At 42.8% G+C, this 19883-nt stretch carries 11 protein-coding genes; 3 read left to right on the top strand and 8 right to left on the bottom strand.

The genetic code is table 11. The features are described 5' to 3' along the window. The first annotated feature begins 35 nt into the window (after window positions 1–35). Entirely contained in the window at window positions 36–506 is a 471-nt protein-coding gene (locus H6G46_RS18170) for a hypothetical protein (protein ID WP_011153663.1), read from the top strand. 90 nt (window positions 507–596) lie between these two features. Then, window positions 597–1367 carry a hypothetical protein gene (locus H6G46_RS18165; RefSeq protein ID WP_011153664.1) on the top strand — a complete coding sequence of 257 codons (771 nt, stop codon included), beginning with the start codon at window positions 597–599 and terminating at the stop codon, window positions 1365–1367. Window positions 1368–1585: 218 nt separating this feature from the next. On the opposite strand, the gene H6G46_RS18160 is transcribed toward H6G46_RS18165, so the two are convergent. The 6 genes from H6G46_RS18160 to H6G46_RS18590 all read right to left on the bottom strand — a co-directional run bounded on the left by H6G46_RS18160 (window position 1586) and on the right by H6G46_RS18590 (window position 6495). Next, window positions 1586–2623 carry a hypothetical protein gene (locus H6G46_RS18160; RefSeq protein WP_011153665.1) on the bottom strand — a complete coding sequence of 346 codons (1038 nt, stop codon included), beginning with the start codon at window positions 2621–2623 and terminating at the stop codon, window positions 1586–1588. A gap of 95 nt (window positions 2624–2718) precedes the next feature. After that, window positions 2719–2913: a hypothetical protein gene (locus H6G46_RS18155; protein WP_011153666.1), complete on the bottom strand. Its 195-nt coding sequence runs from the start codon at window positions 2911–2913 to the stop codon at window positions 2719–2721. Between the two features lie 55 nt (window positions 2914–2968). After that, the gene (locus H6G46_RS18150) at window positions 2969–4822 is read right to left on the bottom strand and encodes a DUF262 domain-containing protein (protein ID WP_015396719.1); all 1854 of its coding nucleotides are present in this window, start codon (window positions 4820–4822) and stop codon (window positions 2969–2971) included. Between the two features lie 546 nt (window positions 4823–5368). After that, a complete protein-coding gene (locus H6G46_RS18145; protein WP_223211233.1) occupies window positions 5369–5812 on the bottom strand; it encodes a hypothetical protein in 444 nt (147 codons plus the stop codon). A 118-nt stretch (window positions 5813–5930) separates the two neighbouring features. Then, window positions 5931–6365: a DUF5615 family PIN-like protein gene (locus H6G46_RS18140; RefSeq protein ID WP_199303661.1), complete on the bottom strand. Its 435-nt coding sequence runs from the start codon at window positions 6363–6365 to the stop codon at window positions 5931–5933. Beyond that, window positions 6310–6495: a DUF433 domain-containing protein gene (locus H6G46_RS18590; RefSeq protein ID WP_230401096.1), complete on the bottom strand. Its 186-nt coding sequence runs from the start codon at window positions 6493–6495 to the stop codon at window positions 6310–6312. Before H6G46_RS18590 ends, H6G46_RS18140 begins: the two co-directional genes overlap by 56 nt. 827 nt (window positions 6496–7322) lie before the next feature. Here H6G46_RS18590 and H6G46_RS18130 point away from each other — a divergent pair. Beyond that, complete coding sequence (locus H6G46_RS18130; protein WP_011153542.1) at window positions 7323–18716, top strand: LamG-like jellyroll fold domain-containing protein; 11394 nt, start codon at window positions 7323–7325, stop codon at window positions 18714–18716. A 418-nt stretch (window positions 18717–19134) separates the two neighbouring features. Here the strand turns inward: H6G46_RS18130 and H6G46_RS18125 are convergent, their stop codons facing one another. Further along, window positions 19135–19434, bottom strand: coding sequence for an ATP-binding protein (locus H6G46_RS18125; protein ID WP_041428257.1), 300 nt, complete (start codon window positions 19432–19434; stop codon window positions 19135–19137). Beyond that, on the bottom strand, window positions 19374–19883 hold a 510-nt coding region (locus tag H6G46_RS18120), incomplete at its 5' end, for a hypothetical protein (protein ID WP_190759886.1). The genes H6G46_RS18120 and H6G46_RS18125, both read right to left, overlap by 61 nt.

Here is a 19883-nt window from a genome sequence, read left to right as displayed (position 1 = left end):
TCTACGCAAAACCGCTATAGATACTATTGTAATCAATGAAAAAATTACTATTATTGTTAACCACCATATTACTAATTCCACTAAATGCGACACCATCAAATGCCGGAGCATATTCTGAAGAGTGTCGAAATAGGATGCGATCTTTTCAGGATTTAATTGAAGATAAATTCAAAACTTCTTTATACGCAAATAGAAACAACCTTACGGGTAATCCACCGTTAGAAGGTGCACGGGATTGGATAGATGTTCAGCTTGGCGACTTAAGTGACCCACGTAACCATGAAAATGGTAACAAAGTTATGGAAAGTCCTGTTTTTCTAAAAAATGCAGCCAAACAAATCATGGATTCATGTTATCCAGTCATAGGAAGAATAAGCTTCTCTCTGGCAGGCAGTGATTATCGACGCAGTTATTCCTATATCCCTGGAAAAGGTGTTGAAGAAGATAAATGTCTTCCTGAAATTACCTTGGGAGAGGAACCTTGGGGGTTTCAAAACTGCCTGTAATATTTAAAACCATAAATAAATTACGATGTTGTGGCTTTGATATAAATACCTAAATTTAAACATGCTGAACAAAACAAAGGATGTTAAGTAATGAGAAAAATCTCAATTAACAGATTATTAGCCATAAAAGTCGCTGGTAGCTTCGCCGCCGCTACAATTTGTGGTTTTGCTGGTTACGCAATATTTCTTTATTTTCGTCCTATAAATGCTATTGGGCCTTTCAGCGAAGAAAAAACTGCATTTATTCGTTCAGAAGATGGAAATATAACTATCGCTAACGTTCATATTAAAGACGGAAGTTTTATTGAGAGTATTGGAGGTGTAGAAAAAGTACAAGGAAGATTAGCTAAAGGTAAAGATGGTTCATTTAGCATTAATAATGATGGTACAGTAAGTTATAATTGTTTGAGCTCTGACGAAAGTAAAGCAGTCTGCGGATCTGTACGCTTTCAAAAATCACTTGGGAAATTTCAATTTGACAGGAAGATACCATTTCAAATGGAAGAGACCATATATCACCCCAGGGGAATTGGTGCAAATGCAAAACAAAATGCAACAATTATGTTCAAAAGTGAAGATCAATCATTTTGGGTAAAGTCAGAGAAGGTTGGAACTTATAATTTCTTGACTCCAACTTCATTTGAGATTACTTGGAAAACGCCAGCCATTTTATGGAACGGCGCTGGATATTCAGACGAATATATTATTCGTACCGCCAATTGTACTTTTCATGCAGAGCCAATACAATCTGTTATTTGTGAGGGGACAAGTAAAATAGATATTGCTTCATATACAGCAATTTGGACATTAATTGATTCTGATGATGTTCCATCCATGAAGAGCGACGAAACATTAGATTAGTCCAGGTTTCTCATATATTTGTTGGAGATTATCGATCTGGATGAACAAAATAAATAATTTTTGTACGGATATGTAGGCAAAGCTTCTCAGCGAGTAGATAGGCTGTGTAAGCATTATAGACCTAATGTTGATAACATTTTGTGCAACCAGTCATATCGTAAAACCAAACGAGATGATTTCCTCGTCCAATTTAGGTGATTTTTCCAGGTTTGCTATTGTTATAGGTCATCTTCTTCTCCATCATCATCAGAATTTTCTGATTCATATTGGGCAATAATTTCTAAAATTTCATCAGTGCAATTAGGATGGGATCTGACTGCTTCAAGTATTTCTTCTGTATCCCAATCAAGATCTTCCATTATGTATTCACGAAATTTCTCAAAGGAATCTTCAGAACCATTCCAAATCTCTTCTTCTTCCAATTCAGCGGCTAATTTTTCATAATTACGGGTGGCGGCCAATGCAATTGTTTTTAGTATTTGACTTGTGGTTGATTGGTTTGTACAAAGATGATCAATGCAATCTTGACTATAGATATAGGTATCATTATTAGTCTCTTCAGTACCATAAAATAAGTGCTCCAAAACCACACCATTGTCTAGGCATAGTGCTATATCCCTTTTTGGAAATGTATCATCATAACTATAGGAACTTTCTACGTAACCAGCACCTAAAAAGTAAATAAGATCGCACCAAAACTGAACTTGAAGTTTATCAAATAGGGGACTAAGACCTGATAGATATGATCCGTGATCATAAATGTAAGCTGTGGCACCAGGAATCAAATCTATTACAGTTATATCTTCGGACTCAGCATCACATTGAGGAGGTATTTCGACTTCTTCATACGCATATTGTCCATTTTGTTGATCTTGTTTTAAAAATTCACGAGCCCTGGCGTAAAGGTCAAAATAGCCACCAATGGAAGTAAGGGTATAGGGGCTAAATTGAATGTCATGGGGAGATGTACGAATAAGAGTTTTATCTCCAGATGGATCAGATAATTCAGGGTCTGAAGCTGTAGTAAAGAGTTCATAGCCTACGAATTTATAGAATTTGAAAAACTCTTCCTCTGATTCCCAATTTGATTTTGCAAGAATCCCGACAAAGTTATTTATATCATTCTCATTTACGCCTTCATCTTCATCATCGCTACTTTTTTCAAAGTGTGGAAAAGCATCGGAAACATCTCCATCTTGGCAAAGTATTTTTAGTTGTTCAATGGCAAATTCAGCAGTGAGAGATTGAGTCGTCATTTTATTTTCCTCTTGATGATCCTTGTGGACTAATTAGCGTAACTAAGCGGGGCTAATGGTAGCTAAGGTTTTTACCCAACTGGTTTCATTGACGGTCAACTCCTCTGTTTGAGTCCATTTAACTGGCGATCGCCATCAAAATTTTCTACTCCCTCCAATGTCCATAGCCTTTTTCTGGTAGGAAATCCCTGAATGGTATCGTTTTTTGTGTGGTCAAGCAATACTAGGTAATCCTTCCTCGGTGCTGGTCTTAATGCCCTTTCCATCATATGCAACCATAATCCTGTCATAGGGTTTTCCTGTCAAAATATTATTTATTGGAGTTTTCAACCTGCGTAATGTGAGCTAAACTAGCTCTTTCAAACTTTCTACAGACCACATTTGCTCAGCAATGCCTCGATACAAAGCGAATCGCTCCTCAAAACTAACCTTTGTAAACTGAGATTTCCCATCCTCTTGGTAAATAGGCTTAAGATCTAAACCAGTTCTTTCTTGCATTTGTTTGACTTTTGGCTTATTTTCATATGTCTGCGGATGTAGAGAACCAGCCAAAAGATTCTGAGTAGAGTAGACATTCACCTTATGACTATAGGGTTTGTCCTGAAGACTTGCATTCACAGACTTTGGTAACAGAACTAAACCCCCCAAACGATTGCGATAGTCCCGAAATTCATACTCATGAGAAAACTCGTCTGTATGCTCCTCAAAATGATTTGCCCAGATATGCTCAATCTCATAGGCATTTTTTCCAGAACGAACAATATATTGCTGATAATTGCCATTCATCCCACATTCTCGCTCTAGCCAATCCATCATCCGTGCCAGTTGCCGATGTAGCGTTTTGGAGTTTTGCTTATGTAGATAGAGATGGTTAGAAAAATCTAGTTTTTCCGCTGAAATAACCTCTTCAAAACGCTGAATTAAAGTTGTGCGTAACGTTTCTACATCAAGACCCCTAATTTTCTTGGTAATTTGGAAAATCCCATAACTCATATTTGAGTAACTATTCGACTTGAAATGCCATAGCCGACGATTTAGCCAACTATCGATAAACCAAGCTACCAGAGCAACCTTCTGTTTGATTATCTCCTCTGTATCACTACTTTGAAGCGGAGCCATTAACAACTGAAACTGGAGCGTAAAACCATGATCCGCGTTATAACGAACTCTCTCCCATCCCTCAGTCAAACCTTTAGACGCATCTAATAACTGCTTGTAAATACGGGCATAAAAATTCAGATCATTATTAATCCATTTAAAAAAAGAATTACTCGTTTTTAAGCCAACGCTTTCAGCATTATTTCTAATCCAGCGGTGGTATTCTGTCCCTATTAAATCAAAGTCCTTTGGCTTGGCATCCTTCTTACGATCCCTAATATCCTGGGCATATTGAGCACGGAACCAAGTTTTAAAGAAATCTGCATCCGCCTCTTTCGCAATCTGCTTAAACTCAAGTAGCCATTTTTTTATAGTATTATCTGCGAGTGCTCGTTGATTAAGATTTGTGACATTAGCGAGAAGATAACCCTTGAGCATTTCAGTGGGCGATAAAGATAAGCCCCGGTCATTCATCGTCTCAAAAATTAGATATGCATCATTGTCAGACGTTGCCTCAATCTCTACTAGCAGTACTTTTGTCTGTAGCCAAAAGATAAAAAATGGTAGAGCTTCATGTCTGATTTCTTCTGGGAATAGCTCCTCTATGTCATTGTATCTCTCCACCAAATTCACTATAGAATCTGGCTGTTGTGTCGCATCAAAAGGCTCATCAATAAAGAGAGCTTCCATACAAGCATTGCGCTCTGGAACATCTAAGTTAAATGATTTTCCAAAAATATTTTCAGAGAGAATAAGTGATTCAATATTTATAGTTTTAGAGGATGTTTTCTTTTGAAGATTATTTAAAAATATTAGTAATAAACTTAGAGAAGTAAGGCGTTGTTGACCATCAACAATGAATTTTTTGGTGTCGTTTACACTAATAAGAATAGAGCCTAAAAAGTAATATCCATACTTTGCAAATTCTGTTTCCCCATCTCCTGGTTGATAATCTTCTAAAAAGCGGTTGGTTAAATCATCAATGAGTTCAGAGATATTTTTAGTTTGCCATTGGTATTCTCTTTGATAATAATCAATCCCATATTTAGCGTTACCGAGCAATTCTTGAACAGTACGCGTTTTTCCCTGAATTTCTTGCATTACTTTAAGTCTCTAAAACTAGCTAAATTTTTTAACAAGCCTTTTGTTTCTGACTCTGGCAGGAGAATCTCCTCAGTGACTTCAGATAGCGATCGCAGAGGTTGATGTTTATAGAAGTACTTATTAAAACTGATTTCATAACCGATAGTGGTTTTACTCAGATCAAGTTAGGCATTATTTACATGGGGTTTTACCTCCCGCAAAAAATAACGGCAAATCTCGTTATTGAGGAAAATATTTTCGGTATCCCTTAGATTAGCATCTGTTTTGTACTCTACCCAAATCCCCGTTTTCTCCGTTGGGAAATAGCGAAGGCATTTGTCTCTTACGGCGGTTACGGTATTCATCTGGTACAGTAAACTCCCTATAAAATCAGGTTTACAGCCGCTTTATGTGTATTAGACTGATTCAGAATCTGCCGTAATCAAGTTTTATCATCCTATTCTCAGAAGAATCTGGACTTTTTTTAAAAATTATCTAAATACATGACTTTTGTATAAAATTTTATATCACGACAATTTTGGTATTATTTTGTCTTTTTAGTATTTATGGAATGACAAAAAACTTGTCGCGAATTTGTCTAATATTGGCAGAACCAGTTAGCGCAGGGTCTTCGGTCTCAACTAGTAGCTCACCGGGACGCTTGAAAGTCATATAGTGAAGAGTTACATTGTTGGCTTGGTTGTCTTGATTAACAACATGGGAAACCAATTCCCAACCTTCCTGGCCCAGAGCTAACATCATCTGTGGCAAAGTTTTGATGGCAGTGTTATTCATTGACCAGCCTTTGACACGAGTGCCGTCAACATCGAGAAGATTGAACTCTTGGGTTATACCCCGACCGAGAAAATCAAAGCGGATAGTTTTGTATTCCCAAGTTTGAATGTCAGGCATTGGTTCAAGTTTGTCGAGATTTTCGATATAAGAGAGAATTTTGCCTTTCAATATCTTTACAGAGTTAGTATACGGTTTCTTGGTGCTGATCGCCAATCAACCCCTACTCATTCCGCTTGCGCCAATCCCAAGGGGGTTCAGCATTCCCACTTGACCAAACCCCAGCTTTGTTGGCGATCGCCTATGCTTGACTGCGATTGTAACTCCCTAAGTTTCAGTTTGGCATAGTCTCAAAGCGGAGTGACCTATCAATTTCCACATAAAGCACACGGTTGATCATGTCTCTTCCTGTAGCCATTTCTTCTGCCAAGGCGATCGCCGCTAAGGTGACAACCTCGATTTGTTCAGCGCGGATCAACTCCCCATCACAAATGAAGATAATACCTGGGTGAATTTCTGTTGCCCTAGCAATTTGTTCAAAATCTCTGATATTGGCAGTGACAACAATATAGTCATTTTTGTAAGCGTACTCAAAAACTGCTTGATCTTCAGCGTTAATTAAGCCCCTATCTCTAACAGCAACCGCCTCAATACCCAATTTTTGACTAATTACTTGGGCAATGGAGGGGGAAAGGTCTTCATCAATCAGTAATTTAAAGGGGTTGGTAAGCTCGATCACAAGTCTGGCATTGGCAATAGATTGGGGCAAACTTAAGATCGATGGGTTTCAAATAGGGATAATCCTCAAGGATGACCGAAGGGCTTTCTCCTCGCTCTACTAATGATGCAACCCGCAGTACCGTCAATCGGCTATCTGGAAAGACAGTTTCGCCGCCCATAATAGCTGGATTTTGCACCAAACCCTCTGCCCACCGTTGGAATTGAGCATTTTCCTGTGGACTAAGCTCCACATTCGACGGAGACTTATCTCGGTTTCGGCCAGAGTGGCGACCTAACATATTCACTTCTATTAAATATTTCCAGCAGCCTCAGTATAGCAAATAGCAAAATTTGGTATCGAAGGTAACGGTTACAGAGTTAATGCGGGTGTTTACTTACCCCAAATTTAAGCTAAGTTCAGTAGAAAGAGAGGAATTATTAATTAACTAGTAACTAAAACTTCGAGTTTTAATTGCTAAATTAATCAAAAACATATCTCTCTTATTGCAATAATTTTATGAAAAATAGATAAGAAGTGATCCGAACATTCTGGGACTAGAACCGCAAAATGCTTCTAAACAAATTAATAATATTATGGCATTATCTGAGTAAAAAATACTTTGATCAAATAATTATCTTGGGCTTCTATGAATTGACAAAACAAAGAGTAAAATTTACCTAATTTTTCATTGATGTGCTGAATCAAATCAACTCTCTATCCTAGGATTGTATCGTCGAAAAATACAAAGAAATAGACTGCTGCGACAGTATTATTGGATACATTGAATTTGATTTTCTCAATCTCTCCTTATTCAGTTTCTCAAAATTACTCCTCCTTTTTGCAAGCTAAAGTTTCAGCATTGATAATTCAGCTTTACCTATTACTTTTATGCTACAATTATTTCCAACGAGTGCTACAGTTAGCTTTAGTATAAGACAGTTAACCACATTTTTTAAATTCAGTTATTCTATCTAACGCTCAACCCCTAACTGAGCAAGGTTTTCCATGGCCAATCCTTATGCCTCCTATGCCGCCCCTGTTGTCGATGCGGCAGGTACTAAACACCTCGTTTGGGAAGACAATGGCCGTCTTTACCATGCTCACTATGATAGCCGTGCTGGGGCCTGGGTAGATAAAAATACAGTCAGTAATGCCCAAGGCGGCTCTGACATTAAGCTCCTGGCCGGTAATATTATCCCCGTTGACCAAAGTGGAAAGCTATACGCTCCAGGCCTGGTAGCTGCCTGGATTCAGGGCATAGGCAACGCCGCCGAAATTTACGTCTCCGTGGGTCGCTACACAGACGATGGCAGGCTGGAATGGTCCGATGCAGTGCAAGTTAGCAAAGATGCGGTAGCTAATACCAGTTTTGATTTGGGCATTGGGCAAGATGGTCTAATACAAGTCGTTACTCAAAAAGTTTTAAAGATAGCGGATCCCCGCAAGTCCGACTATCAAAACAACCCAGGGCAGTTGGCGGAGGACATAAAAAGCCCGCAACAGGGAGATAAGGATCTTTACTACTCAACTTTGCTAATAGAGCTAGAGCGAAAAACTGGAAGCCTATTCCTTGTTCCTAACCCTGAAGTAAATGCTTCCGGCACCACCGACATTCCCGATGATGCAGATGCCCTTAATTTCAATCCCGATTTCTACGTAGCCAAAACTAATCGGACAGGTAGTTTGAGCCAAATACTGCTCAATGCACCTCCCTCAAATTCCCCAAGTCTTCAACAGTCGGGTTTCCAAAGTGCTGGCTTGTTGTCCGCTTCTTCCCCAACCCCTGGCAATGGTTTTTTGTCCAATACTGATTCAGATTCCCAGAATGATATTTCTTTGCCTGCCACAGGCGGACCAGCTTGGGGATTTGATATCACCATTGGTACAACTCAACATACTACTGAAGGTACAACATTCCCTCTTCCTGTACTAGAAGAAGCCAATAAATTTGCCAGTTTGTTTGGGGTTGAGCTAGGTATAAACTTGTCTGGTGCTATTAAAACAAAGGTGTCGAGGGACTCAGATGACGTTTATTCCGTTGACGCTGATCTAGCTTTAAGTGTTGACCTTGTTAAGGAGCAAACACGCTGGAAAGCGTTTGGGCGTAACCAAAAGCTAGATCCAAGAATAGATGATCCGGTCAACGGCGGACTTATGCCGGATCCAAATAACCCCGCCTACAACGCCTCAATAGATACCAATCAAGGATTTAGTGGAATTCAATTTTCCCTTAACTTTAGTGGCTCCCAATCTTCCAATGCAAACGGGGAATTGCAATCCCTCGAAAATTTTTATGGTTTGAAAGTCGCTTTTCCCAAAAGAGTTACCTTCAATATCCCGTCAATACCTGGTTTGGAGGGAGCCTTAGCCCGACTCCAGGCGTTAATACAGTTCTCCCTTGCCATTGGCTATCAGGGAATTGGTAGCGATCCAGGCCCCAATGCCGAAGCCCCATTCACATTAAAACCCGATACGAAGCCAAATCTTTATGATGGACTGTCTGGAGCTGGTGGAGGAGGGGCTGGGTTCTTTCAGGCAATAACTTGGTTAACAGCTTACAACAACTATAAAAAGGGAACTCCAGGGCTAGGCGCTGGAGGCAAAATCTTTGCTGGAGTAAATACAGCTTTTTCTTTATTGGCCGCCAGTGACATCCTTGCCGCTAGTGGTCCCTTAATTTTTCCGGGTGAATTTGATGACTTTAATACAACCCAGAGAGGTTTATTAATAGAAATTTTAGCTACTGGTGGTCTTTCTGGAAGTATTTTGGCTGGTTTGTTAGGAGCAGAAGGAACTATCAGTACAGGCTTTGATTTTGAGTTTTTGAGTGGCCCCCAGCCCTTCATTTTCAAAATACCCTACGAATTATCCATTGAAGCCAGAGCCGCCGTTTTAACATTCAGTTGGGACATAAGTGGCGACATTGTAGATACGACGGATTCATCTGCTCAAACCACAAGCATTGGTCTATTGTCAGACGATGCTAGTCATAACGACCAAAACTCTGAAATGGTCAGACTGAAACTGGCCTATAGTCCCTATCAAGGAAGCACTGCTATCCATGAGAACGGACGTTTTAGCACCGTTAGCCCCACTACCCGCATTGCCCAACCTCAGTTATTGACAGCTTTTCCATCAACAGCCTCGCAGAATAATTATGTTATTGGATCTGTTTCAGTTGAGGAAGGGGGTAGTGGCTATCTTGGGGGAGAAAGTGGCAACTTCTTGGTTGTTCCCAGCATCGGCAATGCCTTATTGATGGCCTATGTAGAAAAGGGGGTGATCCAACAAATTGTGGTGGAAAGCCCTGGCATTGGCTACGACAGAAACAACCCACCTACACTAGATTTCAGTCAGTATGGAGGAGGGGGAAGTGGAGCTAAGGCAAAAGTTAATTTAATAGATCGGGAAGTTCTTGATCTAACTAACGATGGTCGCCCCTTTGTAGATTCTGTAGTCTTTTTTGCGGGTCCTAGTGCCCAAGCGGAGACTGCGCTGATTTGGATTGCCGACGGAGCGGACAGCACCAAACCCATTAGTGACAGTGCCAATCAATTGACCACCAGGGTTCAAGTTAGTGAACTGGCTGGCACCAACTGGTCGATCCCCACCGCCCTTCCTCTCCAAGGCTCCGAGGGCATGAACTATGACCCAGTTATTGCCAAATTTATTAGCCGAGATAATCGATCTAGCTTGTTGGCTGTTTGGGCTCATGCTCGGGCAGACGGAATTGGTAGCCACAGTGTCGATGATTTGACCAATACCCTAGACAGCATTCTGGAAACAGACATCTACTACTCCGTCCGAATTGGCAATGGCACCTGGTCAAATCCAGAAAAGTTGATCACCTTGGAGGGAACTGATAATCGTCTTGACATAGGTCGCCTCAATGATGGGCGATTGCATTTGGCTTGGGTTAATGCTGAGGCCAATGCCACAGAAGGCGGCATCCAGAGGATTTATAGCGCATTCTTTGATCCGACTGAAGAAACGTGGAGTACTCCGGTTGCGATAGATCCGACAAAAGATATTGACACGCCAAATCGCTCTGAGATTTCTAGCCTCAAGGTAGGACAGTTAGAGGGCGAACCGGCAATGTACTGGAGCAATACCGCTGAAACTCCCTACGTTGTGAGTGTTCTCAATGATTCCCCTGAGCTTTACTTTCGACTGGAATCATCCGCCATCAACCAGTCCGAAATCAACTATGGAAATCTTGGTAACAGCATTGTCAGTAATCTGAGTTTCTACGATGGAAATATGACTTTTGGCCAGGAAGGAGCACTCAGCCAAGACCCAGATCCGGCGGTTCGATTCAATGGCCAAGGTGCTTTTGTCATTGGTATTCCAGATAAGCAAACCGTCACCCCAACAAGTTTTAGCGTAGAAACTTGGGTCAAACTTACAGACACCGCCGCCGGCAAAGGCATTGTCACCCGTGGTCAGCCTATTACCATTCCTGCAACTCTTCCCACGGCTACCCTCACCTACAAAGTTACCCAGGGGCAAGACACAGATGGTAAATGGTTTTACTTGATCACGCCAGATAGCGTTGATCTAGGTAATTCAGGACAAGATATATTTCCCAATACTTTACGGGTAACTAACTTTCGAGCTAATGAACAGCTTGACATTCCTTTTAATCCGATAGAAAGTTTTGCCCTTCGTGCTGAACCAGATGATTTTTTAGGATTAGACTTCATTGGAACTGATGATGTCTACATCATACGAAATACTCCCCAGGATGTTGTTATTGGTGATGGCACACTTATTGTCCGCCGTTTTGACCCTGGCACCGATAAAAATAGAGAAGAAAGAATCGAATTGAGCGCAGGTCAAAAAATTCAAATAGGTGGACAAATCTATACCATTACGGCTGGAGAAACCTTTACTGTTAGCCTGAAGGCTGGGGACAACATCTCTATTTTCGATGCTAATCCCCCCGGCACCATCTCTCAGTCCCTAGCTCCCAACTTTAACTTTACCCCCGATGAATCTGGGAGTTTGTCGGGGATACAGGTTAATAGTAACCAAATTCTCAGTTCAGGAACTGGCTTTTCCAACAGGCCTTTTGTCAATGAAGCAGAAAGCTTTACTCTCACCGCAGAACTTGAATTTGAGCAGATAGAAGATTGGTATTTAGTGACTGGGAACAATGGAAGTATTGTCTTTAACTCCGGAGCCGGGGAAATTAGTTCTGAATCTTTAGACCAAGGCCAATGGCACCATGTTGTTGCCACCCATAACAGCACCACAAAAGAATCTATTCTTTACATCAATGGACAAGAAGTTGCTAAAACCATCGGGGAAAGGTTTGCCCCCAGTGATAATCCGATTCTGGTGGGCTATAACCTTAACGGTTTTCTAGATGAAGTTGCTATTTATAACAAACCCCTCACCGTGGCCGATCCTAATGCGGTAGAGTTCGACAGCACAGGCAAATATGTTGTTGCTTTTAATCCCAATGCCCCTGCGGGGGAAATTACCAGTCACTTTAACGCGAGAGACGTTGATCCTGACAGTGCGGAAGAAGCCACTTACTACAGCGTTTGGAATGGCGAAAGATGGGGTACCCCGGAGCAGTTTGCCGCTGAATATAAATTAACCCCAACCCAAGCCAGTCTTAGCCGCACTCCCGCTGTTGATATGGTCGGATCCAATGGATTGCAACCTGATGGAGTATTGGATCAACATCTGCAAGTTACCCTGGCTTTGCCAAATGAGTTCCTTTTTGGACGCACCATCACTGGCATTGAAATCAAGGATGCACAAGGCAATACTTGGTCGATCAATAACAACATTGAAAGCCCATTAGGATCAAATTTAGTGGGGGCAATGTTGGCAGGTCAAAGGGTCAATGACCTGAAAAATGGGGCGTTTGAACATACTGTCATGGGGGTCAAAGAAGTATTAGATCTGTACTTTGATGATCCCAATGTTCAGTCAGATAAGACCTACAGTGTTACCTTTACCATGAAAGATGGTGGAACTATCCCCCCCTTGGATAATCTCGCCCCCTCCCCCAACATTCAAGGCAGTAGCAGTAAAAGTTCCATCGTCAAAGCAGAAATTTTGGAAAAAGAAGTTACTTCCCTGGCTGAAGTAGATAGTGGTGTAATTATTGACATAGATACCGTTGGAGCTGGGCAATCCCTCGCCGCCGGCAAAATTCGCAATGGGGAGATTGGTTTTGCCATTGGTCATCCCTATCAAATCGATGAAGATTTGAATAAAAGAGGTTTAGTTTGGGTGTTGCCCGCCGGGACTAATAAAAAGCTGAATGAGCTAACAGGAATCCCGCTAAAAAATGATGATGTTCCAGCAGAAGGCGCTTTAATTATAGGCAAAAATGGAGACAAAATTGGCTACGCCATGGCGGTGGGAGATATTGACGGGGATGGCATTGATGATTTAATTATCGGGGCACCGGATGCGGATGATAAAAAAGGAAAAATTTATGTCATCAGTGGTAAATATCTAGGTTCAGGACACACCATTAATTTAGCCTCTCTACCAGATAATGCCGTGGTGACAATCGAGGGGACAAGGCTTAGTAATGCCGGTTTTTCTCTGGCGGCCGGAGATGTGAACGGTAATCAATTTGATGATATTGTCATTGGCGCTCCCAATGCCCTAAATAGTGAAGGTAAAGCTGTTGGTGCCGTACATCTCATTTACGGAAGCGCCGATTTTTTCTCCGGCAATAAAACCATAGTTCTGGGAACTAATAACTTACTGTTTGAGGGAAAACGAGGCACAGCAAAAAGTAAGTTTGAGCTTTTCCCCAACCCGGCCAATCAATGGCATAGTCAAGTCGGTTATTCCGTTGCTATTGTCCGTCCTGGGGCTACTGGTAACCCCAACGCCCATAGCTTCAATGCAGATCTTGTTGCTGACATTTTAATTGGAGCACCGGGGTATCACCAGACTGTTCAGTTTGACAGGCAAGGTTTTCCCCAAGGAATTTCCGCCGAGCAGTTAGGCAGATATCGATCCGTGTTGAATCATGTTCCCAACTTTGGTACTGATTCAGTTGCCCCCGAAAGAGACCTTAATACAGGTAGGGCTTACCTGATCTTTGGTGGTGATAATTTGACCGTTAATGGTCCCCTCAATGATGAAAATTTGAGTGGCAAAGGGGTGATCTTCGATGGCTCACCCTTGGAAGATGGGGATATGCGCTTAGGGGAAGTTGTCACCAGTGCCGGGGACATGAACGGGGATGGTTATATTGACATTTCTATGGCCGCTCCAGAAGCCGCTGGGCGATCGGGTTTAGTGTTCATCTTCGGAGGTCGGGGCGGTAGTGATAGCATCCGGCTCAAAGATAAATATTCTGTAATGACAGAAAGTGATGTACTGATTGCAGGGGGAGATGTCTTTAACTATGCTGGTCAGTCCTTGGGCGGTGTGGGCGATGTAAACAACGACAAAATTGATGATCTTCTAGTGGGTGTTCCCCAAGCAGGTGGAGCAAAAGGCCAAAACTACGTCATCTTCGGCGTTGAGAATTTTGAAATTGGCAAAGGGAATTTCCCCACCACTATCAGCCTTAAACAAGGTATTCCCGATGATAGTTTTGTTTTTAACGGCGGTATAGCCCAAGGTTTAGCTGGTTACGCCGTAGCCAAAGGATTTGATCTCAACGGAGATACAGTGGGGGATATGCTCCTCAGCGCCCCTTTTGCCAATCAGGTTTATGTGGGTTTTGGTCATCCCTGGTTAAAAAAAGAAGGCAGTGTCCGCCTCGATAATTTAGCCAACGATAACGGTATTATCATCAACCGCTACGAAGGAAGTGAACCCAAATATTCCTTTGATGGCCGTCGTGTGACTAACTTGGGGGATATTAACGGTGACGGCTATGCAGACACTGGGGTGGCGGGGAATGGGGATAGTATCCTTATTCAGTTTGGCGGCCCCACGTGGGATTTAATCGATGCCGGTTTTGGAGTGGGTCAGTTATCCGTTTTCCTGAGAAAAGATGTAATAACAGATATTAATTTTGAAAGTATTGAGGGTGTTGGTGATATTAATAATGATGGTTTTGATGACTTTATTATCTATAATTCCCGCTCCAAAACCAAAGAAGTCCATGATTTCACTATCGTTTATGGTGGCGACTATCTAAATAGTCTGGGCAGCGCCACCATTGATGTAGTTGTTGCCCCAGGGGAGGAAATAAGACAGCGTGAACGGTTAGCAAATCCGGGATTTGTTTTAAGCAATTCAGCGACAGATCTAAAACTCTACCATTCCTCTCTCGGTTTAGGAGAGTCTATATATGCTCCAGGTGTCGGCTTCAATGGAAAACAGTCTCGATTAACTTTAGAAGAGAATGGTGAACTAATTTTTTATCTTCATGGTACACCTCAAAAGATAGGTGGCCAAGCCAATGCTGGCATCGTTAAGATGGAAATTGGTGTTTTGGATGGAAAAGATCGTCTTCTGTTTAAAGATAAATCAGATAAGATTGTTACTTATTCTGAAGAACATTATAACCAAACCGAAGAACAAATAACTTATTTGAGGGTAGGGGATGATTTTGTAATGTTATCGAACAGATTTAACTATGCAGTTCCTGGTCGAAACGACATCAAAATATTCGGATATGATTTTGATCAATCTGTTAATGTTGTTCAACAACATTATCCTAGTAGTGTATGGGGATCTGTTTTGCCATCCTTACTAGCTGGGGAATCCATAACAGCTCCGGATGGCCAAAGAAGTTTTATGGTCATGCCTCTCAATTACAACTTGAAAGCAGAAGATGGACAAAGAGTTGTTGCTGGCATTGTAGACAAAGAATTTAATGTTATTTCATCCTTAATTAGCACAAGACGTGTGCCAATGATAACCAGCGACTTGGAATTCAGAAGCGCGCGCGATGCTTACCTTATTTTGGGGAATGATACCGTCGTCACACCAAGTAGCGGAGGTGATTTCACCCATACAAAAGGAAGTCTTTTGTTTGTTTATAACGGCTTTTATTATGATGGAAATGCGTTGCGTAACATATTGGGTGGAGCTTCGAGGACAGGTCGTGATTATGAAATTGAATGGACATCAGAAACTCAAGGTCAGGATCTATTATTCCACTTGGATAGCAATATAAAAAATATTAACCTTGCTCAAAAAGGAACTGCTTTTGACGGTTCTCAAGGAACTTTACAATATAAAAATTTCCACGGTTCTAAATTAGAAGAAAAATTATTTGAATTTCTTCCAGTAGGGGATCTAAATGGTGATGGTTATGGTGATATTGTTGCCTTCGATTCAGAATTTACATACATCTATCTCGGCAATGCTTCTGGGAAAATTTCCACCTTACCTTCTAGTAACTATTCTGGAGATGAGGGAATGGTGTTCAGTAGTCGTTGGGCTGTGGGTAGTGGTATTGGAGATATTAATGGAGATGGCTATGACGATCTTCTAAGTCAATCAAAGGATGGGATATTCATCGTGTTTGGTGGCCCCATATTATCTTCTGCTCAAAGGATCTCAATATCTAATTTTCTCACCATTGATAGTCAATTTAGTCAATCCCCTTCAACGTATGAGGCGGGCGACGTAAATGGTGATGGTTTTGCGGACTTCATCGTGCGGGATTCCCATGTGGTTGCTGGCAGTACCAGGGGAGCACTCCGGTTAGTTTACGGCAATGCTACGGGGAAAAATTTCCAATCCACCCAGATCCAGACCTATTTACCTGTTTATTACCCTTTACCAGTGACGAGGGCGGGAGATGTTAACGGAGACGGCTATGACGACATTATTTTTTCAGATCCCAGCTACCTCGATAACAATGCTGGGCGGGTTTACATTCTTTTTGGTGGTTCCCATCTAACAAATAAGGCGACTATCACCCCGGAAGAAATTAATTCCCTAGAAGGCAAAGATGGCTTTGTCATTGATGGCTTGGCCAGCTCAGATTCCTATTCCCGTGCTGGGGAATCCGTCAGTGGCGGTGGAGACATGAATGGAGATGGTTTCAAGGACTTCATCATTGGTGCCCCTGGGACTGATGGCACAGTGGGATTAACCTATGGACTGTTTGGAGGAGACTTCACTAAATCCGTCAATCAGGCAGGAACCCTAGCCAATGACATCCTAGAAGGAACTGGTACAGGGGATGTAATCATCGGACTAGCAGGGGATGATACCCTTATGGGCAATGGTGGCCGAGATGTACTCTATGGTGGGGCTGGGGACGATACCATCATCATTGCTGATACCTACTTCCAAAGGATAGATGGGGGCAGTGGCTTTAACAACCTCAAACTGGAAGGATACCGGGGACAGGATTGGGATTTAACGCCCCTTTCTCCAGGCTTGCGCCTACAAAATATCTCTGCCATTGACATGACGAACTATGGCAGTAACACCCTCACCCTCAATAAGACCACTGTCATGAAAATGACTGGCACCCAAAACAACTTAGTGATTTTAGGGGATGCCAACGATGAAATTATCCTTGATGCTGAATTCCGAAAAGTAGATTCCTTCAACCTATTTGGTACCCTATTCGACCGTTACCAAGCTGGCACTGCCAATGTTTTGGTTGCCCCCAACATTAAGACAGAAGTGAAGTTCACCGCAAATCGAATTAATCAAACCATTGGATTATCGAATGCCACTCCGGTTACAAATTCTCGACTACTTTCTGCCGCTTCTCCGAATAGGATCACCACAATTATCCCAGCAAGCAACGGCCAACCAACCCAATTCTTTGTGGTGGCAAACCCTACCAGGGAAGATGCCGGAGTCTTTACTTTCACCGTTAACCGCAGTGGGGATTTGAGTAAATCCGTTACCGCCCTTTATCAAACCGTCAATGATACGGCGATCGCCGGTCGGGACTATACCGCCATTTTGGGCACATTGGTGTTTGCACCGGGGGAAATCTCGAAAGTGATTGAAGTTCCTCTGTTGGACAATAACGAGTATGGAGGCAACAACCGCAGTTTTGGCTTAGCAATTCAAGCCATCGACGATATTTTTGGGGAAAGATACGGCTCTAATTTCCTGCAACTGAGCACAGATAATGGTAATCAAATTCGTAACCTCGACTCAGGTTCCCTTGCACCAGAGGTAGTAAAACAGTTAGGTGCGGCCCTTCCCTTTGGGGCCATGGGCTTCAGTGTTACGGCCCCCGAAGGTTCAGCGAGCGTTACCATGCCATTCCAAGGCATTACTGAACTAAATAGCTATTTCCGTTTTAACCAAATTAGTGGTCAGTACGAAGAATTCCTCTATAACGGAGAGAGTGGAGTGGAATTCCTTGACACCACCAACGATGGTCGTGCCGATACCCTGAAAATACATCTTCTCGATCAGGGCAGGGGGGACGGAGATGGTTTGGGCAACGGTGTGATCACAGGCTTAAATGTTCCTGCCATCGTCAACCCTGGCTTAGTACAGGTCAATCCTGGCGTATTCCTGGCCCCCACCAATGGGGACGGAGTCTTACAACTCCGACTGATTACCAACCAACAGGAAAGTAATCAAATCGGTTGGGTAATGGTGGATGATGCCAATGGCTCCATTGATGGTTTGTTGCCAGATGCCCCAGGTTATCTGGAGGCGGCCCTAGCAAGAAAGCAAGTGGTTTTTGAAAATGCCTATTCCGCTTCTGGGCAAGCGTTTGACCGTGCTTCCGCCCAGCAAAGTTTTACGGAACTGAATGCCTTGATTCAAACGGAATCACAATTTTTTGGTAGTCTACAAAGCCTGGAGTTAGGGGGCGGTGGGTACTATATTTTTTATAACGAAAGTTCAAGCCAGACTGTTTTCTCAGTTAACACTCCGGTGACTGTGGAAACAGAAAGTCGTGGATATCACCAGATTAGTTTTGATGGGCTGACCATGGAAATTGCTTCTAAGGCCCTGGTGGTCCCTGGCAATTTAGATGACTTGGTGGTGGGGCAAATCTCCATCGGCCGGGCTGGGGCTTACGAAAATCAGATTTTGCTCTATCAAGTGGATAGCTTAAGCGGGGGCATAGATACCGATGGCGATCGCCAAATTAATCTCCGGCCGGGGGATACAGGTTACGTGGAAGCGGCATTAAAACGGGCCCAAAATCCGGCAACAGGAGCGAGCTTCAATGCCCCGGAAGGTTTCTTTAGCACAGGGCAAGAAACAGTTAACCTGCGGGGAGGAAGTATGTATGGCATGGCGATCATTCCCAATGCCACCATTGGAGAAGTGCTGAGTTTGAATCCCAACAACAATCCTGAACTTGGCCCCGTGGCCCTGTTCTCCTTTGATGGGGCTAATCCTGCTGGCATCAGTCAAATGTCCCGCCTGGGTAGTAACCTGTTTGGTTTTGAAGACATGGTTGGCGGGGGAGATGCGGACTATAACGATGTAATTTTAGAATTTTCCCATCAGTTTTGAATCTTACATTCCGTAGGCTCCACTAATAGTTGTAGCGATCCGCAATCATCGAGATTTTGGGTTCTGTCTCATTAAAACTCACGTTTCGCACATAATGCAAAATCACTTATAGCTGAGCACAATACCAGGGGTCATGCCGAGATACGTGTAAAAACCTTCACATATATCTAAAATAGGCTTAGTTTTAGTAGTGGAAAATTTTTGGTCGCTCATCTAAACAGTCCCATTTACGATTTTTGGCTTTACGAGTCTGTCTAACAAGAAATCAAGGTTTTCCGGTAATTAGGCGGTGAAGTTGTCCTACTTATAGTCATGAATGGGACAGTAATGATTCAGATAAATTATAAAATTTGATGTCTGGAAGCATTACTGGATAAAGCTTTCAGCCTTAACGACCAAATTTTTTCCGTTGCTAATACTAAGCCATCGCCATCAGGAGGGTTTTGGGGGTAGCTGGTTCAAAGTATTGGCACGTCACCCCATCGGATAACAGTCGTTCCCACACCTGCCGCACCAGATAGGTTTTGCCCATGCCTTCCCCCGATGTCACCAACACTGACCGAGCGGAATAAAGGGAATGGAGTAGCCCTTCCAGCTCCGGTTGCCGATAACAAGCTTCCCCGGCCGGTGGGGCCAGCTCCCATTCATCCCTATCCCCTAGGCCGCCAGTGGACCATGGTTCTGGTTGCTCTGGTAAGCCTTCGCCTTCGTAATCCATTGGGAAGCTATCACTAACGGGTTCTGGGGCTTTGGGGCGATCGCCACCTTGGACTGCTCCACCTGGGCTTGGAGATCCGCCGGTAAATGTTGGGGATTTTTCAGGATTTCAGCGGTTAGTAAATTCTGGGCAATTAAGATACCCGCCGCTTGATTTTGGGCCGCCCGGATCAGTTCAGCGTGACCCAGTTCCTCGTCCCCTTCTAGGGCATCAAAATTAATCACTTCCCCATATTGTTCTAGTTCCCGCTCATCGGTGACCATGGTCAATTGTCCTGGTTTGGGATAATCGGCCATTTTTCCCCCATCACTTATCCAGCGATGAAGTTTATCAAGCTCAGCCATTTGTTCATTGGACAAACTGAACAAATCATCAACTTTGTCCAACGAATAGCCTAAATATTTCAGCCGATTGAACACCGTTGTCCGGGCTACCCCGTAGGACTTTTC

This window comes from Synechocystis sp. FACHB-908 (assembly GCF_014698595.1).
Lineage (GTDB): Bacteria > Cyanobacteriota > Cyanobacteriia > Cyanobacteriales > Microcystaceae > Synechocystis.
Note: the sequence above shows the minus strand (reverse complement) of the source record. Positions and strands in the feature narration are given on the sequence as shown.